This window comes from Enterobacter sp. D2, assembly GCF_034427575.1.
GTDB classification, from domain to species: Bacteria; Pseudomonadota; Gammaproteobacteria; order Enterobacterales; family Enterobacteriaceae; genus Enterobacter; species Enterobacter cloacae_M.
Genome location: NZ_JAXQPP010000001.1, coordinates 2,096,913 through 2,122,377, shown reverse-complemented (window position 1 = coordinate 2,122,377; position 25,465 = coordinate 2,096,913). Strand labels below are relative to the sequence as shown.

The window sequence follows — 25,465 nt, the reverse complement described above, 5'->3', positions numbered from 1 at the left end:
AATGACAAAACAACGTATTTTTGTCGCCGGTCATCGCGGAATGGTGGGTTCCGCGATTGAACGCCTGCTCGAACAGCGCGGTGACGTCGAAGTGGTTGTCCGCACCCGCGACGAGCTGAACCTGCTCGACAGCCGCGCGGTACAGGACTTCTTTGCTAACGAACGCATTGACCAGGTGTATCTGGCCGCGGCGAAGGTGGGCGGCATTGTCGCTAACAACACCTACCCGGCGGATTTCATCTACGAAAACATGATGATCGAGAGCAACATCATTCACGCCGCGCATCTGCACAACGTGAATAAGCTGCTGTTCCTCGGGTCGTCCTGTATTTACCCGAAAATGGCGAAACAGCCGATCGCCGAGAGCGAACTGCTGCAGGGCACGCTTGAAGCAACCAACGAGCCGTACGCGATTGCCAAGATTGCCGGGATCAAGCTGTGCGAGTCCTACAACCGCCAGTACAACCGCGACTATCGTTCGGTGATGCCGACCAACCTGTACGGACCGCACGACAACTTCCACCCGAGCAACTCGCACGTGATCCCGGCGCTGCTGCGCCGCTTCCACGAGGCGACCGCCGAGAACGCGCCGGACGTGGTGGTGTGGGGCAGCGGTACGCCGATGCGCGAATTCCTGCACGTGGACGACATGGCTGCCGCCAGCATTCACGTGATGGAGCTGGATCGCGAGGTGTGGCAGGAGAACACCGAGCCGATGCTGTCGCACATCAACGTCGGTACCGGTGTGGACTGCACCATTCGCGAGCTGGCGCAAACCATCGCGCAGGTAGTGGGCTACAAGGGCCGCGTGGTGTTTGACGCGACGAAACCGGACGGCACGCCGCGCAAGCTGCTGGACGTGACCCGTCTGCATCAGCTGGGCTGGTATCACGAGGTGTCACTGGAGCAGGGTCTGGCCAGTACCTACCAGTGGTTTCTGGAAAACCAGCACCGCTTCCGGGGGTAACGATGTTTTTAAGTCAGGAAGATTTTGCCACGGTAGTGCGTTCCACTCCGCTCATCTCAATTGATTTGATCGTGGAGAACGAACGCGGCGAGTTCTTGCTGGGGAAACGAACCAACCGTCCTGCACAGGGCTTCTGGTTCGTGCCCGGCGGGCGCGTACAGAAGGATGAGACGCTGAGCGATGCGTTTGAGCGTCTCACTCTGGCGGAACTGGGCCTGCAGCTGCCGATGGCAGCGGGCCAGTTTTACGGGGTCTGGCAGCACTTCTATGACGATAACTTTTCAGGCACCGGGTTCACCACGCACTACATCGTGCTGGGGTTCCGCCTGAAGGTGAGTGAGGCAGACCTGCGTCTGCCTGATTCTCAGCATGACGACTACCGCTGGCAGACGCCAGAGGCGCTGCTTGCCAGCGACAATGTGCATGACAACAGTCGCGCCTATTTCCTCGCTGAACGTCAGTCCGGGGTGCCGGGCTTATGAAGATCCTCGTATACGGAATCAACTACTCGCCGGAATTAACCGGCATCGGGAAATACACCGGCGAGATGGTCGAGTGGATGGCGAGCCAGGGACATGACGTGCGGGTCATTACCGCGCCGCCGTACTACCCGGAATGGAAAGTGGGGGAGCGCTACTCAAGCTGGCGCTACCGTCGCGAAGAGGGCGCAGCGACCGTCTGGCGCTGCCCCCTGTATGTGCCTAAGCAGCCCTCGACGCTGAAGCGGTTGATTCATCTCGGCAGCTTTGCTCTGAGCAGCTTCTTCCCGCTGATGGCGCAGCGTCGCTGGAAGCCGGATCGCATCATCGGCGTGGTGCCAACGCTGTTTTGCACGCCGGGCATGCGCCTGCTGGGCAAACTCTCCGGCGCGCGCACTCTGCTGCACATACAGGATTACGAAGTTGACGCCATGCTGGGCCTGGGGATGGCAGGCAAGAGTAAAGGCGGCAAGGTCGCGAAGCTCGCCAGCGCGTTTGAGCGCAGCGGCCTGCACAACGTTGATTACGTCTCGACTATCTCGCGCTCGATGATGAACAAGGCGCAGGAGAAGGGCGTCCCGGCGGAGAAAGTCATTTTCTTCCCGAACTGGTCAGAAGTGGCGCGTTTTCGCGATGTAACTGAGCAAGATGCTCATACCCTGCGCGCGCAGCTCGGTTTGCCTGAAGATCAAAAAATCATTCTTTACTCAGGCAACATCGGCGAAAAGCAGGGGCTGGAAAGCGTGATTGAAGCGGCCCAGCTGCTGAGTGAACATCCGTGGACGTTTGTGATTGTCGGGCAGGGCGGTGGAAAGGCGCGGCTGGAAAAAATGGCCAGGGAACGCGGCCTGACCAACGTGAAATTTTTCCCGCTTCAGTCTTACGAGGCATTGCCTGCGCTGCTGAAGATGGGCGACTGCCATCTGGTGGTGCAAAAACGCGGCGCCGCGGACGCGGTACTGCCGTCCAAGCTGACCAACATTCTGGCAGTGGGCGGTAACGCGGTGATCACGGCAGAAGCCGAAACAGAATTAGGCCAGCTGTGTGACAGCTATCCGGGGATTGCCGTGTGCGTGGAGCCGGAATCGGTCCCGGCGCTGGTAACCGGAATTGAGCAAGCGCTTGCCATGCCAAAAGTGAACACGGTGGCACGTGAATATGCCGAACGCACGCTCGAAAAAGAGAACGTGCTGAGCCAATTTATTACAGATATACGGGGATAAATCATGAGTCAAACCACTTTGTATCCAGTTGTGATGGCTGGTGGCTCTGGTAGCCGGTTGTGGCCGCTGTCCCGCGTGCTCTATCCAAAACAGTTCCTCTGCCTGAAAGGGGATCTCACCATGCTGCAGACGACGGTAAACCGTCTGCACGGCGTGGAGTGTGAAAGCCCGGTGGTGATTTGTAACGAACAGCACCGTTTTATTGTTGCCGAGCAGCTGCGCCAGCTGAATAAGCTCACCGAAAACATCATCCTGGAGCCTGCCGGACGCAATACCGCGCCCGCGATCGCCCTGGCGGCGCTGGCGGCAAAACGCAGCAGCCCGGACTGTGACCCGCTGATGCTGGTCCTGGCGGCAGACCACGTTATCCAGCAGGAAGACGCCTTCCGCGACGCGGTGCGTGCGGCGATCCCTTACGCCGAGAGCGGCAAGCTGGTGACCTTCGGCATCGTGCCGGATCTGCCGGAAACCGGATATGGCTATATTCGTCGCGGCAGCGTGACGCCGGGTGAAGGTGACAGCGTGGCGTTTGACGTGGCGCAGTTTGTTGAAAAACCGAATCTGGAAACCGCGCAGGCGTATGTCGCCAGCGGTGAGTATTACTGGAATAGCGGGATGTTCCTGTTCCGCGCCGGACGCTATCTGGAAGAGCTGCGCAAATACCGCCCGGATATTCTGGACGCCTGCGAGAAAGCGATGGCGGTGGTGGACCCGGATCTCGACTTCATCCGCGTGGATGAAGAGGCGTTCCTCGCCTGCCCGGAAGAGTCCATTGACTATGCGGTGATGGAACGTACGGCGGACGCCGTCGTGGTACCGATGGATGCGGGCTGGAGCGATGTCGGCTCCTGGTCCTCCCTGTGGGAGATCAGCGCCCATACCCCGGAGGGTAACGTCCACCACGGCGATGTTATTAGCCACAAAACGGAAAACAGCTACGTCTACGCCGAATCCGGCCTGGTGACCACGGTCGGGGTGAAGGATCTGGTGGTTGTCCAGACAAAGGACGCCGTGCTGATTGCCGACCGTAACGCCGTGCAGGACGTTAAAAAAGTGGTTGAACAAATTAAGGCCGATGGCCGTCACGAGCACCATATTCACCGCGAAGTCTACCGTCCGTGGGGGAAATATGACTCCATTGACTCCGGTGACCGCTATCAGGTGAAACGCATCACCGTGAAGCCGGGCGAGGGGCTGTCGGTGCAGATGCACCATCACCGCGCCGAGCACTGGGTGGTGGTTGCGGGTACCGCCAAAGTCACTATCGACGGTGAAGTCAAACTGCTGGGTGAAAACGAGTCCATTTATATTCCGCTGGGGGCGACACACTGTCTGGAGAACCCGGGGAAAATTCCTCTCGACTTAATTGAGGTGCGCTCCGGCTCGTATCTGGAAGAGGACGATATCGTGCGCTTCCAGGACCGCTACGGGCGGGTGTAGCACTCTGCATTATGCCCGGTGGCGCTGCGCTTACCGGGCCTGCGAATGACAAAAAAATCAATTTGGCCATTAAGTGGTCAGGGCCGACTGTTGCCTGAAAAAGGGGTCATCATGGAAAAATTAACCTGTTTTAAAGCCTACGATATTCGCGGCAAGCTGGGCGAAGAGCTGAATGAAGACATCGCGTGGCGCATTGGCCGCGCGTACGGCGAATATTTAAAACCGCAGACCATCGTGCTGGGCGGTGACGTGCGTCTGACCAGTGAATCCCTCAAGCTGGCCCTGGCGAAAGGGCTGCAGGACGCGGGCGTGGACGTGCTGGACATCGGTCTTTCCGGGACCGAAGAGATTTACTTTGCCACCTTCCACCTGGGCGTGGACGGCGGTATCGAAGTGACGGCCAGCCACAACCCGATGGACTACAACGGGATGAAGCTGGTGCGCAAGGGCGCGCGCCCTATCAGCGGCGACACCGGCCTGCGCGACGTGCAACGTCTGGCGGAAGCCAACGACTTCCCGCCAGTGAACGAGGCGAAGCGCGGCAGCTACAAAAAAATCAACCTGCAGAAAGAGTACATCGACCACCTGCTGGGCTACATCAACGTGGCGAACCTCAAGCCGCTGAAGCTGGTCATCAACTCCGGCAACGGCGCGGCCGGCCCGGTTGTCGATGCCCTGGAAGCGCGCTTTAAGGCCCTGAACGTGCCGGTGACCTTCGTGAAAGTGCACAACACCCCGGACGGCAACTTCCCGAACGGTATTCCTAACCCGCTGCTGCCGGAGTGCCGCGACGACACCCGCAACGCGGTGATTGAGCACGGCGCGGACATGGGCATCGCCTTTGACGGTGACTTCGACCGCTGCTTCCTGTTCGACGAGAAAGGGCAGTTCATCGAGGGCTACTATATTGTCGGCCTGCTGGCGGAAGCGTTCCTCGAGAAAAACCCGGGTGCGAAAATCATTCATGACCCGCGCCTTTCCTGGAACACCGTCGACGTGGTGTCAGCGGCGGGCGGCACGCCGGTGATGTCCAAAACCGGCCACGCCTTCATCAAAGAGCGCATGCGCGAAGAAGACGCCATCTACGGCGGCGAGATGAGCGCCCACCACTACTTCCGTGATTTTGCCTACTGCGACAGCGGGATGATCCCGTGGCTGCTGGTCACCGAGCTGCTGTGCCTGAAGGGGCAGACGCTGGGCGAGCTGGTGCGCGACCGCATGGCGGCGTTCCCGGCGAGCGGGGAGATCAACAGCAAGCTGGCGCAGCCTGCCGAGGCCATTGCCCGCGTGGAGCAGCACTTTGCGATCCACGCGCTGGAAATTGACCGTACGGACGGCATCAGCATGGCGTTCCCGCAGTGGCGCTTTAACCTGCGCTCGTCCAATACCGAGCCGGTGGTGCGCCTGAACGTGGAGTCCCGTGCTGACACCGCGCTGATGGAAGCCCGAACGAAGGACATTCTGGCGCTGTTGAATCAGTAATACTTGCCCCTCCCGGTGGGAGGGGGAACCGAATACAGGAACAACGATGACGAATCTAAAAAAACGCGAACGAGCGAGAACGAATGCATCGTTAATCTCTATGGTGCAGCGTTTTTCTGATATCACCATCATGGTCGGTGGATTGTGGGCGGTGTGTCGGATCGGCGGGCTGCCGTTCTTATATATGCATCTGCTGATGGCACTCATTGCGCTGGTCGTGTTTCAGATGATCGGCGGGATGACCGATTTCTACCGCTCGTGGCGCGGCGTCAAAATGACCACTGAACTGATGCTGTTGCTGCAGAACTGGACCCTGAGCCTGATCTTCAGCGCGGGCCTGGTGGCTTTCAGCCATGATTTTGATAATCGCCTCGTCACCTATCTCTGCTGGTATCTGCTGACCAGCTTCGGCATGGTGGTCTGCCGTTCCCTGATCCGTTTCGGCGCGGGCTGGCTGCGCAACCGGGGCTATAACCGTCGCTTCGTTGCCGTAGCGGGCGATCTGCCGGTTGGTAAGGTCCTGCTCGACAGCTTCCGCAAAGAGCCGTGGTTAGGGTTTGAAGTGGTCGGGATTTACCACGACGCGAAGCCGGGCGGCGTGCCTGCGGACTGGGCGGGCAATTACGAACAGCTTATTGAAGACGCGAAAGCCGGCAAAATTCATAACGTCTACATCGCCATGCAGATGAAAGACGAATCCCGCATCAAGCAGCTGATGCGCGAGCTGGCGGACACCACCTGTTCGGTGATCCTGATCCCGGACGTCTTTACCTTTAACATCCTCCATTCACGCATTGAAGAAGTGAACGGCGTGCCGGTGGTACCGCTGTACGACACCCCGCTGTCGGGCATTAACCGCGTGCTGAAGCGCGCGGAAGATATCGTGCTCTCGTCGCTGATTTTACTGCTCATCTCCCCGGTGCTGTGCTGCATTGCCCTCGCGGTGAAGCTGAGCTCTCCCGGCCCGGTTATCTTCCGCCAGACCCGCTACGGTATGGACGGTAAGCCGATTATGGTGTGGAAATTCCGCTCCATGAAGGTGATGGAAAATGACAAGGTGGTGACCCAGGCGACGCAGAACGATCCGCGCGTCACCCGCGTGGGGAACTTCCTGCGCCGCACCTCTCTGGACGAGCTCCCGCAGTTTATCAACGTCTTCACCGGTGGGATGTCGATTGTTGGCCCGCGTCCGCACGCGGTGGCGCACAACGAGCAGTATCGCTCGCTGATTGAAGGCTACATGCTGCGCCATAAGGTGAAGCCGGGCATTACCGGCTGGGCGCAGATCAACGGCTGGCGCGGCGAAACCGACACGCTGGAAAAAATGGAAAAACGTATCGAATTCGATCTGGAGTACATCCGTGAATGGAGTATCTGGTTCGATATCAAGATTGTTTTTCTGACCATCTTCAAAGGTTTCGTGAACAAAGCGGCGTACTAAGATGAGCTTACGTGAAAAAACCATCAGCGGGGCGAAGTGGTCAGCGATGGCGACCATCGTCATCATTGGCCTCGGTCTGGTGCAGATGACCGTGCTGGCGCGCATTATTGATAATCACCAGTTCGGCCTTTTGACCGTCTCGCTGGTGATTATCGCGCTGGCCGATACGCTGTCTGATTTTGGTATCGCCAATTCGATTATCCAGCGCAAAGAGATCAGCCATCTGGAGCTAACCACGCTCTACTGGCTGAACGTGGGGCTGGGGATTTTCGTGTTCGTGCTGGTGTTCCTGCTGAGCGATACCATCGCCAGCGTGCTGCACAACCCGGATCTGGCTCCGCTGATGCGCACGCTGTCGTTTGCTTTCGTGGTGATCCCGCACGGGCAGCAGTTCCGCGCGCTGATGCAGAAAGAGCTGGAATTCAACAAGATCGGCATGATCGAGACCAGTGCCGTGCTGGCGGGCTTTACCTTTACCGTGGTGAGCGCCCATTTCTGGCCGCTGGCGATGACCGCTATCCTCGGTTACCTGGTTAACTCTGCCGTGCGTACGCTGCTGTTCGGCTACTTTGGCCGCAAGATCTACCGTCCCGGGCTGCATTTCTCTCTCGCATCCGTCTCGTCCAACCTGCGCTTTGGCGCGTGGCTGACGGCGGACAGCATTATCAACTATGTGAATACCAACCTGTCGACGCTGGTGCTGGCGCGTATTCTTGGCGCGAGCGTGGCGGGGGGCTACAACCTGGCCTACAACGTCGCGGTGGTGCCGCCGATGAAGCTGAACCCGATCATCACCCGCGTCCTGTTCCCGGCCTTCGCCAAGATCCAGGACGACACCGAGAAGCTGCGCGTAAACTTCTACAAGCTGCTTTCCGTGGTGGGGATTATCAACTTCCCGGTGCTGCTGGGGCTGATGGTGGTTTCCAGCAACTTCGTGCCGCTGGTGTTTGGCGAGAAGTGGATCGGCATCATCCCGATCCTGCAGCTGCTGTGCGTGGTGGGGCTCCTGCGCTCCGTGGGGAATCCGATTGGTTCCCTGCTGATGGCAAAAGCGCGCGTCGATATTAGCTTTAAGTTCAACGTGTTCAAAACCTTCCTGTTTATTCCGGCGATTATCGTCGGCGGGCATATGGCGGGCGCCATCGGCGTCACGCTGGGCTTCCTGCTGGTGCAGGTAGTCAATACCGTTCTGAGCTACTTCATCATGATCAAGCCGGTGCTGGGCTCCAGCTACCGTCAGTACATCCTGAGCCTGTGGCTGCCGTTCTATCTCTCGTTGCCGACCCTGGCGGTGAGCTACGGCCTGGGCATCATCCTCAGCGGTCACCTGCCGCTGGCCGCGCTGCTGGCGGTGCAGGTTGCCGCGGGCGCGCTGGCATTTGGCGTGATGATTGTGCTGTCACGCAATGCGCTGGTGGTGGAGATGAAGCGCCAGTTTTGCCGTAACGAAAAAATGAAAACGCTGCTTCGCGCAGGCTAGTTATTTAAGAGGCCATTATGAAATTATTAATTCTTGGCAACCATACCTGCGGCAACCGTGGCGACAGCGCCATCCTGCGCGGTTTACTGGATGCAATTAACACCCTTAAGCCTGAGACCGAAGTGGACGTGATGAGCCGTTATCCGGTTAGCTCATCCTGGTTACTGAACCGCCCCGTGATGGGCGACCCGCTCTACAGCCAGATGAAACAGCACAATAACGCCGCGGGCGTGATGGGCCGCGTGAAGAAAGTGCTGCGTCGTCGCTACCAGCACCAGGTGCTGCTTTCCCGCGTGACCGATACCGGCAAGCTGCGCAACATTGCGATCGCGCAGGGCTTTACCGATTTTGTCCGTCTGCTGTCCGGCTACGACGCCATTATTCAGGTCGGCGGATCGTTCTTCGTCGATCTCTACGGCGTGCCGCAGTTTGAGCATGCGCTCTGTACCTTTATGGCGAAAAAGCCGCTGTTTATGATTGGCCACAGCGTCGGGCCATTCCAGGATCCGCAGTTTAACCAGCTCGCAAACTACGTCTTCGGCCACTGCGACGCGCTGATCCTGCGCGAGTCGGTCAGCCTCGACATGATGAAGCGCAGCGAAATTGACACCTCAAAAGTTGAGCACGGCGTGGACACCGCGTGGCTGGTGGATCATCAGGACGACAGCTTCCAGCCGAGCTACGCGGTGCAGCACTGGCTCGACGTGACGTCGAAACAGAAAACCGTCGCAATAACCCTGCGCGAGCTGGCGCCCTTTGATAAACGTTTAGGTACGACCCAGGCGGCGTATGAGAAAGCCTTCGCCGACGTGGTGAACCGCGTGCTGGACAGCGGGTACCAGGTGCTGGCGCTCTCCACCTGCACCGGCATCGACAGCTACAACAAAGACGACCGCATGGTGGCGCTGAACCTGCGCAGCCTGGTTAACGATCCGTCCCGCTATCATGTGGTGATGGACGAACTGAACGACCTGGAGATGGGCAAGCTGCTCTCCGCCTGCGACCTGACCGTCGGCACGCGGCTGCACTCCGCCATTATCTCCATGAACTTTGGCACGCCGGCCATTGCCATCAACTACGAACACAAATCAGCAGGCATCATGCAGCAGCTCGGTATGCCGGAAATGGCCGTGGATATTCGTCATCTCCTGGATGGTTCCCTTGGCGCGATGGTGGGGGATACGCTCGGCCAGCTGCCTGCGATCAATGAACGCCTGGCCGTGGCGGTGAAAGCCGAGCGCGAGAAGGGCATTGGGATGGTGAAATCGGTACTTGACCGCGTGCGGGAGGGGAAATGAAGGTTGGTTTCTTCTTACTGAAATTTCCGCTGTCGTCTGAAACGTTTGTCCTGAACCAAATCACCGCGTTTATCGATATGGGATATGACGTGGAGATTATCGCCCTGCAAAAGGGCGATACCAAAAATACCCATGCGGCGTATACCCAGTATGGGCTGGAGGCGAAAACCCGCTGGCTGCAGGATGAGCCGTCCGGAAAGCTGAGCAAGCTGCGCCACCGGGCCAGCCAGACGTTGCGCGGGATCCACCGCGCGTCGACGTGGCGGGCGCTGAATGTTTCCCGCTATGGGTCCGAATCCCGCAATCTGATCCTGTCGGCCATCTGCGGGCAAACCGCCCAGCCGTATCGTGCCGACGTGTTTATCGCCCACTTTGGCCCGGCAGGCGTCACAGCCGCGAAGCTGCGCGAGCTGGGCGTGATTGACGGCAAAATTGCGACCATCTTCCACGGTATCGATATCTCCAGCCGCGAAGTGCTGAACCACTACACGCCGGAGTATCAGCAGCTGTTCAGGCGCGGCGACATGATGCTGCCTATCAGCGACCTGTGGGCCGGACGCCTGAAAAACATGGGCTGCCCGGGAGAGAAAATTGCCGTTTCGCGTATGGGCGTGGATTTAACGCGCTTCACACGCCGTCCTGTCAAGGTGCCGGGAAAACCGCTGCAGATCATCTCCGTTGCTCGCCTGACCGAGAAGAAAGGCCTCCATGTAGCCATTGAAGCCTGCCGCCAGCTGAAAGCGCGCGGGGTAGATTTCCACTATCGCATTCTCGGCATTGGGCCGTGGGAGCGTCGTCTGCGCACGCTTATCGAACAGTATCAGCTGGAAGATGTCGTAGAGATGCCGGGCTTCAAGCCGAGCCACGAGGTCAAGGCCATGCTCGACGAGGCGGATGTGTTTCTGCTGCCCTCGGTAACGGGCGCCGATGGCGATATGGAAGGCATTCCGGTGGCGCTGATGGAGGCGATGGCCGTGGGTATTCCGGTGGTATCAACCCTGCACAGTGGGATCCCGGAGCTGATTAAGTCTGACCATTCCGGCTGGCTGGTGCCGGAGAATAACGCGATGGCCCTTGCGGACCGATTAGCAGCCTTCAGCGATATTGACCAGCAGGAGCTGGAGCCCGTGCTCCAGAACGCCCGACAAAAAGTGGAAACCGATTTTAACCAGCAGGTGATTAACCGCCAGTTAGCGAGCCTGCTGCAAACGTTGTAACGCCGAGGATGTATGCTGAAAAAGATTACCCGACGCACTTTTGTCTCTTCTCTCTCCGTTCTGGCGGCCACGCCGCTGCTGTCGTCACGCATCGCGCGGGCGGCAAGCGGCAGAACGGTCTCTGTTAATCAGTACAATAACAACGACTGGATCGCCGCCTTTAAGCAGGCGTTCAATGACGGCGACATCGTCGTGGTCCCCGCCGGGCTCACCTGCGAAAACATCAATACGGGCATTTTCATTCCCGACGGTAAAACGCTGCTGATCCGCGGGGCGTTAACCGGCAACGGGCGCGGCCGCTTTGTTCTGCAGGAAGGTAGCAAAGTGATAGGCGAAGGTGCCGGTCGCACGGAGAACATTACGCTCGACGTTCGCGGCTCTGACTGCGTCATCAAAGGGCTGGCCATGAGCGGTTTTGGCCCGGTGACGCAGATCTACATCGGCGGCAAGAAACCGAGCGTGATGCGTAATTTGCTGATTGATAACATCAGCGTGAGTCAGGCCAACTACGCCATCCTGCGCCAGGGGTTCCACAACCAGGTGGACGGTGCCCGCATCACCAACAGTAAATTTAGCCATCTGCAGGGGGATGCGATCGAATGGAACGTCGCCATCAACGATCGCAATATCCTGATCTCCGATCATGTCATCGACAACATCAACTGCACCAACGGCAAGATCAACTGGGGCATTGGCATTGGCCTCGCCGGCAGCACCTACGATAATGACTATCCGGAGAAGCAAACCGTCAAGAACTTCGTGGTGGCCAACATCACCGGCAGCAACTGTCGCCAGCTGGTGCACGTTGAAAACGGTAAGCATTTTGTTATCCGCAATATCAAAGCCAAAAATATTACCCCCGATTTCAGTAAAAAGGCGGGAATAGATAACGCCACGGTGGCCATTTATGGCTGTGATAATTTCATTATTGATAATGTCGATATGGTGAACAGCGCCGGAATGTTAATCGGCTATGGGGTGATAAAAGGCGATTATTTGTCCATCCCGCAGAACTTCAAGCTCAACAATATTCATCTCGATAATCGACAGCTTGCGTATAAATTGCGCGGAATACAGATTTCATCCGGTAACGCCACATCGTTTGTGGCGATAACCAACGTGGAAATGCAGCGTGCTACGCTTGAACTGCACAACAAGCCGCAGCATCTTTTTTTACGCAACATCAATGTGATGCAGGAAGCCGCTGTGGGTCCCGCCCTGAAGATTAACTTCGACCTGCGCAAGGATGTTCGGGGTAAATTTATGGCTAAAGATGAGACCTTGCTGTCGCTGGCGAACATTAAAGCGGTGAATGAGAAGGGGCAAAGCTCGGTGGATATTGACCGGGTCGACCAGCAGGTGGTGAACGTGGAAAAGCTTAACTTTGCGCTTCCGCACAGATAATCGACAATTAGCTGTTTTGAGACTATTCCTGGGAAAGAAGCGTGATCTATTCAGATTACAACTACAGAAATTTGTAGGGCTAAGGCGTAACATTACCTGAGGATTACGGCAAATCATGCTGGCGAAAACAGGTTTAAGAGCTATAATTCGTCAACCATTTTAAGGTGGAAGAAATAATGATTAATTTGAAAGCAGTCATTCCGGTAGCAGGCTTGGGCATGCATATGCTGCCAGCCACAAAAGCCATTCCTAAAGAGATGCTGCCGATCGTCGACAAGCCAATGATTCAGTACATTGTCGACGAGATTGTTGCTGCAGGGATCAAAGAAATCGTCCTGGTTACGCACTCCTCCAAGAATGCGGTAGAAAACCACTTCGACACCTCTTACGAACTCGAAGCGTTGCTTGAGCAGCGCGTTAAGCGCCAGCTGCTGGCGGAAGTGCAGTCTATTTGCCCCCCTGGCGTGACCATCATGAACGTGCGTCAGGCGCAGCCGCTGGGCCTGGGCCACTCTATCCTGTGTGCCCGTCCGGTTGTGGGCGATAACCCATTCATCGTCGTGCTGCCGGACATCATTATTGATACGGCATCTGCCGATCCGCTGCGTTACAACCTGGCGGCAATGGTGGCTCGTTTCAATGAAACGGGTCGTAGCCAGGTGCTGGCGAAACGCATGAAGGGCGATCTCTCCGAGTACTCTGTGATCCAGACTAAAGAACCGCTGGAGACGGAAGGGCAGGTGAGCCGCATCGTTGAGTTCATCGAAAAACCGGATCAGCCACAGACGCTGGATTCGGACCTGATGGCGGTGGGGCGTTATGTTCTGAACGCGGATATCTGGGCCGAGCTGGAAAAAACCGAGCCAGGCGCCTGGGACCGTATTCAGCTGACCGACGCGATTGCCGAGCTGGCGAAGAAGCAGTCCGTAGACGCTATGCTGATGACCGGCGACAGCTATGACTGCGGTAAGAAAATGGGGTATATGCAGGCGTTCGTGAATTATGGACTGCGTAACCTCAAGGAAGGGGCGAAGTTCAGAACCCGTATTGAGAAGTTGCTCGCAAACGACTGATATTCCAGCCACGACTTGAACAAGCGGCAGTCATTATTTTGGTTAGATTTCATCACACCAAAATAATGACTGCCGCTTTTTGTTATTAATTCCATGATTACAGTGGGTTACAGGGTATAAATACGGATCGCTTTGTAGCGATTTGTGCTTGTTTCTGAGGTCATTTAGGACGACAATTAACGCCAGTTTTTTGTCTGTATCCAGACAAGAAAAATCATTTAATCAGACATCGCTCAGTGCACTGGTAGCTGTTAAGCCAGGGGCGGTAGCGTGCCTTGTATTCGCAATTGAATATAGAACGGGCAGTCGTGGCCTATACAGTTTCTCGCGATCCTGCACTCTTCGCAGGCAAAAAATATCAGATAGAGCAGATAGGGGATATCAATGAAAGTATTGGTGACGGGCGGAACCGGGTTTCTTGGTACTGCTTTAGTCCGGACGTTGAAATCATCAGGACACGAGGTGATATTAACAACGCGCAAGCAGGAGAACACTGAACAGGGAATTTACAACCTGGGTGATATCTCAGCCGATACCAACTGGATAAATCTTCTTCAGGGATGCGACACTGTCATTCATACTGCGGGAAGAGCGCATATCCTTAATGATGATGCTCAGGACGCTTTAGCGGAATTTCGCCGTGTCAATCACGACGCGACGATGAAATTAGCGAGAGATGCTGCGACCAGTGGGGTTAAACATTTTATATTTGTAAGCTCAATCGGCGTTAACGGTAATGCCACCTCAGGGATCCCATTTACTGAGGCCTCGGAGCCACAACCCACTTCCGATTACGCCATTTCCAAGCGAGAAGCTGAGCAGAGTCTACTTAATCAATTTGCAGAAAGCGATATGGCGATCACCATTGTCCGCCCTGCATTGATTTGTGGTGAAAATGCACCGGGTAATATACAGCGTCTTTTAAAAATGGTTTCTAAAAACCTACCGTTGCCATTTAAAAATGTTAGGAACAAGCGAGCGCTGGCGTCTCTGGATAATGTCGTCAGTTTCATCAGCGAATGCGTGGTGAATGAGAAATCTAAAAATCAACTCTATTTACTTGCAGATGCAGAACGTCCTTCAACTAAAGATATGATTAATGCCTTTGCTTCAGGAATGGGCATTAAAGCGAAACTGATCTCTTTCCCAACGGGTATCTTCAGGTTATTACTTTCTACTGTTGGTAAACGAGGTATTTACGATCAGCTGTTTGGCGATCTGGAAGTCGATGCCTCTAAATCTCGGGAACATTTAAACTGGACGCCCCCGATAACGCTTTATGAAACGATGAAAAAAACGGCGAAATATTATATCGAAGGTAATAAATAATGATGAATTTTGGGATGGTGATATTCGCTTTTTTTGTCTCATACGCACTGACTTGGGGATTGCGGGGGTATGCCTTAAAGCATAATGTTATTGACCGCCCTAACCAGCGAAGTTCTCATTCTGTACCCACCCCGCGAGGTGGTGGGGTAGCGATCGTCCTGACGTTCCTGGCTGCTTTAGTAGGATTTTATCTTAATCATACGCTTACGTTGGAGAGCTTCCTGGGGTTGTTTATTCCAGGGGGAATTGTTGCCATCATCGGTTTCCTTGACGATCATGGTCATATTGCGGCACGCTGGCGTCTATTGATGCATTTCCTGGCAGCAGCAATTGGCATCTATTTCCTGGGATCCTTCCCTGTCATTACGCTGTTTGGTTACGATCTTTCCTTATCCTGGATTGGTATGATTCTGGGCTGTGTTTATCTGGTCTGGATGTTGAATTTGTATAATTTCATGGATGGAATTAATGGATTAGCCAGCGCTGAAGCAATAACATTTGCCGCATGTAGTGCAATGTTGATTGCTGTAAACCAGTATACGGACGCGCCTGGAAGTATTTTTCCGATAACGCTTGCTCTTATCGGTGCCGCGGCTGGCTTTATTGTCTGGAACTTTCCGAAAGCAAAAATCTTCATGGGCGATGCCGGAAGTGGTTTTCTAGGGATAACCATCGGGCTGATGATCCTGCACATTGCGAAAGTTGACTCGCATTTCTTTATTGCTGAGTTGTGCTTGCTGGGCGTATTTATCGTCGATGCCACAACAACTTTGATGAGGAGGCTCGTAGCAGGTAAAAAGGTCTATGAAGCACATGCCAGCCATGGCTACCAAATCCTCGCAAGAAAATATGGCAGTCACGTTCCGGTGACATCATTGGCGATTGCCGTCAATCTGCTGTGGCTCTTCCCCATTGCCTTTTTTATTGCCTCAGGCAAAATTGATGGTCTTGTGGGGCTGCTCATCGCCTGGTTCCCGCTTCTCGTTGTTGCACTAATATGTGGTGCAGGCGTTAAAGACAAAGAGAGCAACGTCAATGCATGACTTATTGATTTTGGGCGCAGGTGGTCATGGTCGTACGCTGTACGAGACAGCGAGACTGCTGGGATATAGGGATATCGTTTTCCTCGACGATAATACCTCTGCCTGCCAGGAAATTAACCAGCTGATTGTCGGAAAAATTTCCGAGCTTCAGTTACATATCGGTAAGGTCAGTCATGTCGCTATTGGCATCGGAAACAATAAAGTCAGAGAGCAGCTCTATCAGCAACTGCTCGACTTAGGTATTCATCCTGTAACGCTTATACATCCCTTTGCCTTTGTCAGTCCATCGGCGACCCTTGCTGAGGGAACTGTTGTGTTAGCGGGAGCTGTAGTGGGTGCCAACGCAAAATTAGGTTTGGCGACGATTGTGAATAGCCACTCGACAATAGATCACGATTCCATTCTTGGTGATTTCGCTCATTTAGGTGTTGGTGTCCATCTTGCGGGCAGCGCTGTGATTGGGAAATCAGCGTTTCTCCAGGCGGGGACAGTGGGCGGTTATAATACTAAAGTAGACGATTACTCAGTGTGTCCTGCTGGTACTATTTTATAAACTGAATGCAAGCTTTAGTGAGGCGACCAGTTTTTAGTATGCTAAATTATTTAATATCTTTACCCAGAGCAATCAAACGAATTATTACTCTTTCCATAGATATTGTACTGCTCTTATGTGCATTTTGGTTTGCATTTTGGGTACGTATCGATTCAATGACTCCAATATATAGTACGGCGCATTGGTTATTTATATTTTCAATAATTTTCGTCACTCTGGCGATATTTGTTAAATTAGGACTGTATCGGGCCGTAATCCGTTATATTACTGCCAAGATATTATTAGTAGTAACGATGGGGATGGTCATATCGTCCATTTTGCTTATTATCGCAGCGTTCTATACCAACCTCTATTTGCCGAGAACGATTCCTTTTATCTATTTCTCATTCGGTCTGCTGCTTATTGCCGGATCACGGCTTGGAATGAGGATGTTGGTGAATCGTGGGTTGAATCTGGGCACTCGGGTAGTTATTTATGGTGCAGGTGCTTCGGGTCGTCAATTACTGCCTGCGCTGAGCCAGATGGACGAATATTACCCCGTTGCTTTTGTCGACGATAATCGCGCCCTGCAAGGTCAGGTGATTCACGGAGTAAGCGTCTTCGCACCAGAAAAACTGCCCTGGCTGGTTGAGAAATACGAAGCGAAGAAAATTCTGCTGGCCATGCCAAGCGCAAGCCGGGCCAGAAAAAACGAAGTCATTAAAACCCTGGAAGGTCTGCCGTGTGAAGTGCTCTCGATCCCGGGAATGGTCGATCTGGTGGAAGGGAAGGCAAGTATTGATTCCTTGCGGAAAGTCGTTATTACAGACCTGCTGGGCCGCGATCCTGTCTCACCCATTCCGGAACTGATATCCCGTAATATCAACGGGAAAACAGTGATGGTTACCGGGGCAGGGGGGTCTATAGGGTCTGAACTATGCCGACAGATAATTAAAAATAAGCCAAACCAGCTTATTCTGTTCGAATTGTCCGAATTCTCCCTCTATTCCATTGATTCCGAACTGCGTAACCTGAATCTGGGTCAGGATTTTAAAGTTAAAATCTATCCAATCCTCGGAAACGTTCAGGATAAAGAGCATCTCGAAAGGTTAATCAGAGCATTCAACGTCGACACAATTTATCATGCTGCGGCGTACAAGCATGTACCGCTTGTCGAGTTCAACGTACTTGATGGCGTGCGCAATAATATCTTTGGTACGTTGAGTTGCGCTCAGGCCGCGGCAAGTTGCGGTGTTGAAAACTTTGTCTTAATTTCGACTGATAAAGCCGTTCGCCCTACCAACACCATGGGGGCGACCAAGCGCATGGCGGAGCTGGTGCTGCAAGCGCTGGCGAAGGAATCCAGTAAAACCTGCTTCAGTATGGTTCGTTTCGGCAACGTGTTAGGCTCATCAGGCTCAGTTGTGCCGTTATTTGAAAAACAGATTGCTGCAGGTGGACCGGTGACGCTGACTCACGAAGATATCACGCGTTACTTTATGACTATTCCTGAAGCGGCTCAATTGGTTATCCAGGCGGGAGCCATGGGCACGGGCGGCGATGTTTTTGTTCTGGATATGGGGGAACCCGTCAAGATCATCGACCTTGCGCATCGCATGATTACGTTGCAAGGGCTTACCGTTCGCGATGATAAAAACCCTTATGGTGATATCGCGATAAAAACAACGGGTCTGCGGCCTGGTGAGAAACTGTATGAAGAGTTACTTATCGGCGACAATGTATCCGTTACGCAGCACCCGCGTATCAGGACTGCTAACGAGGTGATGTTGCCGTGGAGTGAGATGAGCATTATTCTCCGTGACCTCGACAACGCCTGCTGTCAGTTCGACTACGAGCGCGTGCGAGAGATACTTTTACAGGCACCTGCAGCATTTAATCCAACCGACGGTATCTGCGATTTACTTTGGAATGTAAAGGTAAGTTAAAATAGCAGATTGTCAGTTTCTCCGCCCTGGAAGCTTATCAATAGTTACCTGGGCGACAGCAACTAATTAATTGTTTCTGATAACATTAAGAGCGAAATAAACGTGAAAATTCTGGTCACTGGTGGAGCAGGCTTTATTGGGTCTGCGGTGGTACGACACATTATTAATGATACGCAAGATTCTGTTATTAACGTCGATAAACTGACTTATGCAGGGAATCTTGAATCGCTGGCCGAAGTCTCGCACAGCGAACGTTATCATTTTGAACATGCCGATATCTGCGACAGCAATGCCATGGCGCGTATTTTTGCAGAGCACCAGCCGGATGCGGTGATGCACCTGGCCGCCGAAAGCCACGTTGATCGCTCGATCACCGGCCCGGCAGCCTTTATTGAGACTAACATTGTTGGTACCTATGTACTGCTGGAAGCAAGCCGCCAATACTGGTCAGCGTTAGATGCTGATAAAAAAGCGTCTTTCCGTTTCCACCATATCTCAACAGATGAAGTCTATGGCGATCTTCCGCATCCGGATGAAATGGCCAAGGGAGCTGAACTGCCGCTGTTTACTGAAAAAACGGCCTATGCCCCAAGCAGTCCCTATTCTGCTTCTAAAGCGTCCAGCGATCATTTGGTCCGTGCCTGGCTGCGTACCTATGGTTTCCCTACCATTGTGACTAACTGTTCTAACAATTACGGTCCATATCACTTCCCGGAAAAACTTATCCCGCTGGTCATTCTCAATGCCCTGGAGGGTAAAGCCCTGCCTGTTTACGGTAAAGGAGACCAAATCCGCGACTGGCTGTACGTAGAAGATCACGCCCGTGCGTTATACACCGTGGTAACCCAGGGCAAGATTGGCGAAACCTATAACATCGGCGGCCACAATGAGAAGCAGAACCTTGATGTGGTAAATACCATCTGCTCATTGCTGGATGAAATCGTGCCGAAGGAAGGTTCCTATCGTGACCAGATAACGTATGTGGCTGACCGCCCGGGTCACGATCGTCGCTACGCGATTGATGCAGAGAAAATTGGTCAGGAGTTGGGCTGGAAGCCTCAGGAAACTTTCGAAAGTGGCATTCGTAAAACCGTAGAATGGTACCTGGCGAACACAAAATGGGTAGAGAACGTGAAAAGCGGCAGCTACAAGTCCTGGATTGAAGAAAACTATGGAGATCGCGCCTGATGAATATTCTTCTGTTCGGTAAAACCGGTCAGGTGGGTTGGGAGCTACAGCGTGCTCTGGCACCGCTGGGCAATTTGATTGCGGTTGACGTCCATTCGCAGGAGTATTGCGGTGATTTCAGCAACCCTGAAGGCATTGCAGAAACGGTGCGCCGCATTAAGCCTGATGTCATCGTCAACGCGGCTGCACATACCGCCGTCGATAAGGCCGAGTCAGAACCTGAATTTGCTCAGTTGCTGAATGCCACGAGTGTCGAGGCGATTGCCAAAGAGGCCCAAATATTGGGGGCCTGGGTTGTTCACTACTCTACAGATTACGTTTTCCCGGGTAATGGCGATACGCCGTGGCTTGAGACGGACGCCACAGCGCCGCTTAATGTGTATGGCGAGACCAAACTTGCGGGTGAAAAAGCCTTAAGTGAAAATTGCTCACGCCATTTGATCTTTCGGACTAGCTGGGTTTATGCCGGTAAAGGGAATAATTTTGCGCGTACCATGCTGCGACTGGCAAAAGAGCGTTCTGAGCTGTCTGTTATTAACGACCAATTCGGGGCCCCTACGGGTGCTGAATTATTAGCAGACTGCACAGCTCATGCTATTCGGGTTGCCCTTAATAAACCTGAGGTGGCAGGAATTTATCATCTGGTTGCCAGTGGCACGACAACCTGGTATGACTATGCCTCGCTGGTATTTGAAGAAGCGCGTAAAGCAGGAATGGAACTGGCATTAACCCAGCTTCATGGGGTGCCAACAAGCGCGTACCCGACACCTGCAAAACGTCCGGCAAACTCGCGCCTCAATACGTTAAAGTTCCAGCAGAATTTCAACCTCGTACTGCCTCAGTGGGACGTGGGGGTTAAGCGTATGCTGAATGAGTGGTTTACAGCGACAGCGATTTAATAATGATCGGGATGCCTGGGAGTGGGCATCTTATGACTATAGAGATGATGAAATGAAAACGCGTAAAGGTATTATTCTGGCGGGTGGCTCTGGCACTCGTCTGTATCCAGTGACAATGGCTGTTAGTAAACAATTATTGCCTATTTATGATAAGCCGATGATTTACTATCCGCTTTCAACGCTAATGCTGGCTGGTATTCGAGATATTTTAATTATTAGTACTCCGCAGGATACACCGCGTTTTGAACAACTTCTGGGTGATGGAAGCCAGTGGGGGCTGAATCTGCAATATAAAATCCAGCCAAGCCCGGATGGTCTGGCGCAGGCTTTCATTATTGGCGAAGAATTCATTGGTAACGATGATTGCGCCCTGGTGTTGGGGGATAACATTTTCTATGGTCACGACCTTCCTAAATTGATGGATGCAGCGGTTAATAAAGAAAATGGTGCAACGGTTTTTGCCTATCACGTGAACGATCCTGAGCGTTACGGTGTTGTCGAGTTTGATAAAAATGGTACCGCCATCAGCCTCGAAGAAAAACCGCTGGAACCGAAGAGTAATTATGCAGTAACGGGACTCTATTTCTACGATAACAGTGTCGTTGAGATGGCGAAGAATTTAAAACCGTCAGCACGTGGTGAACTGGAAATCACGGATATTAACCGTATTTACATGGAGCAAGGAAAGCTTTCCGTGGCTATGATGGGCCGTGGCTTTGCCTGGCTTGATACAGGGACTCACCAGAGCCTGATTGAAGCGAGTAACTTCATTGCAACTATTGAAGAGCGCCAGGGGCTGAAAGTGGCTTGTCCTGAAGAAATTGCTTACCGCAAAGGATTTATTGATGATGAGCAGGTTAAAAAACTCGCTGCTCCGTTGTCAAAAAACCAATACGGACAATATTTACTGAAAATGATCAAAGGTTATTAATTAATGAATATCATTAAAACAGAAATACCCGATGTGCTAATTTTTGAGCCGAAAGTTTTTGGTGATGATCGTGGTTTCTTTATGGAAAGTTTCAATCAGCGAATTTTCAACGAAGCCGTTGGTAAAGAAGTGAATTTTATTCAGGATAATCACTCTAAATCCAGCAAAAATGTACTTCGTGGTTTGCACTACCAACTACAGCCCTATGCTCAAGGTAAATTAGTCCGTTGTGTCGTCGGTGAAGTTTTCGATGTCGCTGTCGATATTCGTAAAGACTCACCCTATTATGGGAAATGGGTTGGCGTACATTTATCTGCAGAAAATAAAAAACAATTATGGATCCCTGAGGGATTTGCTCATGGATTTTATGTTCTGAGCGATACAGCAGAATTTGTGTATAAAACAACTAATTATTATTCTCCTGAACATGAGCGTTCAATCTTATGGTCAGACAGCGAACTGAACATTGCATGGCCTGTCAGCCACGATTGTTCACCGAGTTTGTCTTCGAAAGATCTTGCTGGTAAAGCTTTTAAAGATTCAGACTATTAATTTCTACTCAGGCCTGTAAATAGCATACAGGCTTTTTTCACATTACTGAGTGTATCATACCAGTGAAAAAAAACATTATACTGCTATTTTTTGTTCAGGCTTCAAACTATTTATTCCCTTTGTTAACCCTCCCATATTTAATGCGAGTGTTAGGGGCTGAAAATTTTGGAATTGTAGCTATGGTCCAGGCGTGGCTACAATACATTATAATTTTTGTTGATTATGGCTTTAACTTTAGTGCGACGTTACTGGTTTCAGTTAATAAGAATAATCAATCCAAAGTTGATTCTATTTATACAGCAGTAACTGCTGCTAAGTTAGCGTTATTACTGATAGTTTCATGTATTTTTGCTTTATATGTAATTATTAATGGTGCGAGTATATACTCTTATCTGATCCTGTTAGGGATGATATCCGTAATAGGTACAGTTTTATTCCCTGTATGGTTATTTCAAGGGATTGAAAAAATGCAGGGTATTGCAATATGTACAACCATTGCAAAATTCGTCTCCCTTATTCTGATTTTCTTTTTAGTAAAAACGCCTGAAGATATGAATATGGCCGTTATAAGCCAATCATCAGGGATGTTTATCTCAGGTATTTTGGCTTGTTTCTTTATAAAAAAACAAAAATTGGCCAAATTTACAAGAGTTCCAATAAAAGAAATCTATTCGGTTTTATCTAAGGGATTTGACCTTTTTGTATCTAATATAACTATAAGTTTTTATACGACTTTAAATATATTAATTATAGGATATTTTGGTGGCCCGACGTTGGCAGGTTATTTCTCAGCAGCAGATAAAATCCGAACTGCAGCGCAAGGTTTGATGAGTCCTGTTCAGCAAGCGATGTTCCCAAGAGTCAGTTCATTGATTAGTGAAGGAAAAACACTCAATGAAATCTGGCACTTGTATGGCAAGAACTTTATTGCGTTCGGATTGTTAATATCGGTCGCAATGGCTGTCATAGGATACCCTGTATCACTTTATTATTACAGTGAAGAATATCGAATATCGTCGATGATATTGTTGATGATGTCTCCTTTGCCATTTATCGTTTCAGTGGGCGTTGTATATGGACAATGGTGGTTAATACCTAATCATTTCACAAAAGTTGTCAGGAAAACATATCTTGCTGTGAGTTTTATGCATATTATAGTTTCTATACTATTAATGCATCTGACTCCAACATATGGCGTGACAATTAGCGTGATTATTACAGAAATAATTGTTTCGGCTATTTTTGTCTTGGTGAGTTTTAATAGCGAAAAGAATTCAAGATGATTAAACGAAGACCTAGAAATCCATCTTTTTATTTATGCCTGTATGTTGTCTTTGCATTAGTATTATGGGGTTCACAAAGTAGTCTCTACATCACATTTGATTCTGGTTTGATGATCCTAATTGTTTCTTATTTATATTTTTTCTTAGGATGCTATATAGGTAATAAAACAACAAGATTTTATCAGCAAGATAATCTAATAAATAATCAATCGCTCTTTAATATTTCCTTGCAGGTAAAAATTTTACTTGCAATCAACTTCTTCATATTGATTTATCTGGCGTTCCTGTTTAAAAATATAGTGACGAGTGGTATTTCGTTCGCAGAATACAGAGAAAGTTTATTTAAAGATCAATCAATAAAAGAATACTATGGAGCATTTGCAGCTTATTTATTTGTATTTGCAACTCTGGTGCCGCTTTTTGGCATTAGTTATGGTTTGTATTTGAAGATTAATAAAAATAAATCTGCAATCTTATTTTTCTCATTTTTAATGTTGGTAGGAAAAGAAAGTATCTTGATTTCAAGATACTATGTTTTCGCCCCGGTGCTGGCAGCAATATTAATATTATATTGCTATGATAGCAAAATGACTCTGAAGAAGGTTATTTTTGCGCTGGCTGTATTTTTAATTTTGTTATTAGCCATATTCACTTTTAGAGGTGATAGCGACTTAAGTCAAAGCCTTATTAATACTCGCAATTATGCGATTGCAGGTTACTCACTTTTTACTCATGCAATTGATAGCGGTGATACTGATATCTTGTATGAGCTTTCTAGTCCATTTTCATTCTTAGGTATACTTGGCGCTAAGTTTTATGACCAAAGCGCTTTCTTCACAAAAGTACAAGATTTCGTTCTGCTAGGTAGTGCTGGTTATTTTAATGCCTTTTATACATCCTTGTTATTACCCTTCCTGTATTTCGGCAGTATAGGGTTAGCTGTACTCAGTATGTTGTTTGGATATATTGTATCGAGAAATCACAATTGCTTTATCAATAAGAACTCATTCCTTAACTTCAACTCCCTGTTTGCTTTGATTGTTATTTTCTTTTCTCATCAGTTTTTGCCGGTGCAGTTATCCTTCTTTTGGGATTATTTCCTGATTTCGTTATCAGTTCATTTGTTTGTAGTTTGTTATAGAAATATAAGGAGCAATTTTTGAAAACGTTAGCATTTTATCTTCCGCAATTTCATGAGATTGAAGAAAATAATAAATGGTGGGGAGAAGGTTTTACCGAATGGGTCAATGTTAAAAAGGCTACGCCTCTTTTTAAAAATCATAACCAGCCCAGAGAACCTCTGAACGATTATTATTATAATTTGCTCGATGTAGAAACATTAAAATGGCAATCGGAACTTGCAAAAAAGCATAATATTGATGGTTTTTGTTTTTATCATTACTGGTTTAATGGTAAGCGTTTACTGGACAAACCAGCTGAACTTTTACTGGAGAACAAAGATATACATCTCCCGTTCCTTTTTTCATGGGCTAACGAGCCATGGACGCGTAGTTGGGATGGTAGTCATCGAGATGTTATCATGCCCCAAAGTTATGGTGACGAATCAGACTGGCTAAATCACTTTAACTATCTTAAGCCATTTTTCGAAGACGAAAGATACATTAAACATAATGGTAAGCCTGTATTTCTGTTATATCGTTCTGCTAGCTTTGAAAAGTGTAATGAGTGGATTCAGTATTGGCGGAAACTAGCAAAAGAAACGTCTTTCGGTGATATACATTTTGTGTCAACACTTACCTCATTCGCTCAAGATCATCGTAAGCTAGATTTTGATGCCGAGTTAAATTTTGAACCAATGTGTACTTTTGAACACAATATGGGGAAACTTAAACCGATATTGCGAAAAGTGATCGGAAGAATAAAACGTATTTCTAATGAAAAATTAAAAACAAATTACGTTGAGCAGATATTATCTTATCAATCAATTTGGGATAAAATCCTTGAAAAGGATTTTAGTGAAACACATTATTCAGGTGCATTCGTTGATTGGGATAATACGCCAAGGAAAAAAACTAAATCACTCGTGATGAAAGGAAGTAATCCTCAGGTATTTAAGAATAATTTCGATAAACTTTATAAAAAATCTATTGCTGCTAATGTTCCATTCTTATTCATAAATGCATGGAATGAATGGGCTGAGGGTACGTATCTTGAGCCGGATAAAAAAAATGGATATGGTTATTTGAATGCAGTAAAAGATACTGTTGAAAAATACAAAAAAAATTAATAGGTGATTG

General features: G+C 50.5%; 22 protein-coding genes. All 22 read left to right on the top strand.

What is annotated here, in order from left to right; genetic code table 11:
• The first annotated feature begins 1 nt into the window (after nt 1).
• The 22 genes from fcl to SPG90_RS10085 all read left to right on the top strand — a co-directional run bounded on the left by fcl (nt 2) and on the right by SPG90_RS10085 (nt 25,455).
• Complete coding sequence (gene fcl, locus SPG90_RS10190) at nt 2-967, top strand: GDP-L-fucose synthase (RefSeq protein ID WP_045403007.1); 966 nt, start codon at nt 2-4, stop codon at nt 965-967.
• A 2-nt stretch (nt 968-969) separates the two neighbouring features.
• Entirely contained in the window at nt 970-1,449 is a 480-nt protein-coding gene (locus SPG90_RS10185) for a GDP-mannose mannosyl hydrolase (RefSeq protein WP_045403011.1), read from the top strand.
• On the top strand, nt 1,446-2,669 hold the full coding sequence (gene wcaI, locus SPG90_RS10180; RefSeq protein ID WP_126303440.1) for a colanic acid biosynthesis fucosyltransferase WcaI: 1,224 nt from the start codon (nt 1,446-1,448) through the stop codon (nt 2,667-2,669). Before SPG90_RS10185 ends, wcaI begins: the two co-directional genes overlap by 4 nt.
• Before the next feature lie 3 nt (nt 2,670-2,672).
• The gene (gene cpsB, locus SPG90_RS10175) at nt 2,673-4,109 is read left to right on the top strand and encodes a mannose-1-phosphate guanyltransferase (protein ID WP_033145975.1); all 1,437 of its coding nucleotides are present in this window, start codon (nt 2,673-2,675) and stop codon (nt 4,107-4,109) included.
• A gap of 111 nt (nt 4,110-4,220) precedes the next feature.
• Entirely contained in the window at nt 4,221-5,591 is a 1,371-nt protein-coding gene (gene cpsG / locus SPG90_RS10170; protein ID WP_029742028.1) for a colanic acid biosynthesis phosphomannomutase CpsG, read from the top strand.
• A gap of 46 nt (nt 5,592-5,637) precedes the next feature.
• Nucleotides 5,638-7,032 (top strand): undecaprenyl-phosphate glucose phosphotransferase, encoded by a 1,395-nt coding sequence (wcaJ, locus tag SPG90_RS10165; protein ID WP_045403019.1) that lies wholly within the window; start codon nt 5,638-5,640, stop codon nt 7,030-7,032.
• A 1-nt stretch (nt 7,033) separates the two neighbouring features.
• On the top strand, nt 7,034-8,512 hold the full coding sequence (gene wzxC, locus SPG90_RS10160; protein WP_063927856.1) for a colanic acid undecaprenyl disphosphate flippase WzxC: 1,479 nt from the start codon (nt 7,034-7,036) through the stop codon (nt 8,510-8,512).
• A gap of 17 nt (nt 8,513-8,529) precedes the next feature.
• Nucleotides 8,530-9,810: a colanic acid biosynthesis pyruvyl transferase WcaK gene (gene wcaK / locus SPG90_RS10155; protein ID WP_045403025.1), complete on the top strand. Its 1,281-nt coding sequence runs from the start codon at nt 8,530-8,532 to the stop codon at nt 9,808-9,810.
• Nucleotides 9,807-11,027: a colanic acid biosynthesis glycosyltransferase WcaL gene (gene wcaL, locus SPG90_RS10150; protein WP_126303439.1), complete on the top strand. Its 1,221-nt coding sequence runs from the start codon at nt 9,807-9,809 to the stop codon at nt 11,025-11,027. The genes wcaK and wcaL overlap by 4 nt, the downstream gene beginning before the upstream one ends.
• A gap of 12 nt (nt 11,028-11,039) precedes the next feature.
• Nucleotides 11,040-12,431 carry a colanic acid biosynthesis protein WcaM gene (gene wcaM / locus SPG90_RS10145; protein WP_126303438.1) on the top strand — a complete coding sequence of 464 codons (1,392 nt, stop codon included), beginning with the start codon at nt 11,040-11,042 and terminating at the stop codon, nt 12,429-12,431.
• Nucleotides 12,432-12,607: 176 nt separating this feature from the next.
• Entirely contained in the window at nt 12,608-13,504 is an 897-nt protein-coding gene (gene galF, locus SPG90_RS10140; RefSeq protein WP_029742022.1) for a GalU regulator GalF, read from the top strand.
• Between the two features lie 384 nt (nt 13,505-13,888).
• Entirely contained in the window at nt 13,889-14,833 is a 945-nt protein-coding gene (locus SPG90_RS10135) for an NAD-dependent epimerase/dehydratase family protein (protein ID WP_045403034.1), read from the top strand.
• The gene (locus SPG90_RS10130) at nt 14,833-15,876 is read left to right on the top strand and encodes an MraY family glycosyltransferase (protein WP_045403037.1); all 1,044 of its coding nucleotides are present in this window, start codon (nt 14,833-14,835) and stop codon (nt 15,874-15,876) included. The genes SPG90_RS10135 and SPG90_RS10130 overlap by 1 nt, the downstream gene beginning before the upstream one ends.
• Nucleotides 15,869-16,429 carry a sugar O-acyltransferase gene (locus SPG90_RS10125; RefSeq protein WP_047174554.1) on the top strand — a complete coding sequence of 187 codons (561 nt, stop codon included), beginning with the start codon at nt 15,869-15,871 and terminating at the stop codon, nt 16,427-16,429. The genes SPG90_RS10130 and SPG90_RS10125 overlap by 8 nt, the downstream gene beginning before the upstream one ends.
• Before the next feature lie 38 nt (nt 16,430-16,467).
• Entirely contained in the window at nt 16,468-18,354 is a 1,887-nt protein-coding gene (locus SPG90_RS10120; protein WP_047174555.1) for a nucleoside-diphosphate sugar epimerase/dehydratase, read from the top strand.
• Nucleotides 18,355-18,456: 102 nt separating this feature from the next.
• Nucleotides 18,457-19,542, top strand: coding sequence for a dTDP-glucose 4,6-dehydratase (gene rfbB / locus SPG90_RS10115; protein WP_045355505.1), 1,086 nt, complete (start codon nt 18,457-18,459; stop codon nt 19,540-19,542).
• Nucleotides 19,542-20,441, top strand: a complete 900-nt coding sequence (rfbD, locus tag SPG90_RS10110) for a dTDP-4-dehydrorhamnose reductase (protein ID WP_047174556.1) — start codon at nt 19,542-19,544, stop codon at nt 20,439-20,441. The genes rfbB and rfbD overlap by 1 nt, the downstream gene beginning before the upstream one ends.
• A 52-nt stretch (nt 20,442-20,493) precedes the next feature.
• The gene (rfbA, locus tag SPG90_RS10105; protein ID WP_047174557.1) at nt 20,494-21,372 is read left to right on the top strand and encodes a glucose-1-phosphate thymidylyltransferase RfbA; all 879 of its coding nucleotides are present in this window, start codon (nt 20,494-20,496) and stop codon (nt 21,370-21,372) included.
• Nucleotides 21,373-21,375: 3 nt separating this feature from the next.
• Complete coding sequence (gene rfbC / locus SPG90_RS10100) at nt 21,376-21,924, top strand: dTDP-4-dehydrorhamnose 3,5-epimerase (protein WP_041909150.1); 549 nt, start codon at nt 21,376-21,378, stop codon at nt 21,922-21,924.
• 62 nt (nt 21,925-21,986) lie between these two features.
• Nucleotides 21,987-23,207, top strand: coding sequence for an oligosaccharide flippase family protein (locus SPG90_RS10095; RefSeq protein ID WP_322408112.1), 1,221 nt, complete (start codon nt 21,987-21,989; stop codon nt 23,205-23,207).
• Complete coding sequence (locus SPG90_RS10090; protein WP_126303436.1) at nt 23,204-24,370, top strand: O-antigen polymerase; 1,167 nt, start codon at nt 23,204-23,206, stop codon at nt 24,368-24,370. The genes SPG90_RS10095 and SPG90_RS10090 overlap by 4 nt, the downstream gene beginning before the upstream one ends.
• Complete coding sequence (locus SPG90_RS10085; protein ID WP_049121752.1) at nt 24,367-25,455, top strand: glycoside hydrolase family 99-like domain-containing protein; 1,089 nt, start codon at nt 24,367-24,369, stop codon at nt 25,453-25,455. Before SPG90_RS10090 ends, SPG90_RS10085 begins: the two co-directional genes overlap by 4 nt.
• Nucleotides 25,456-25,465 lie beyond the last annotated feature (10 nt).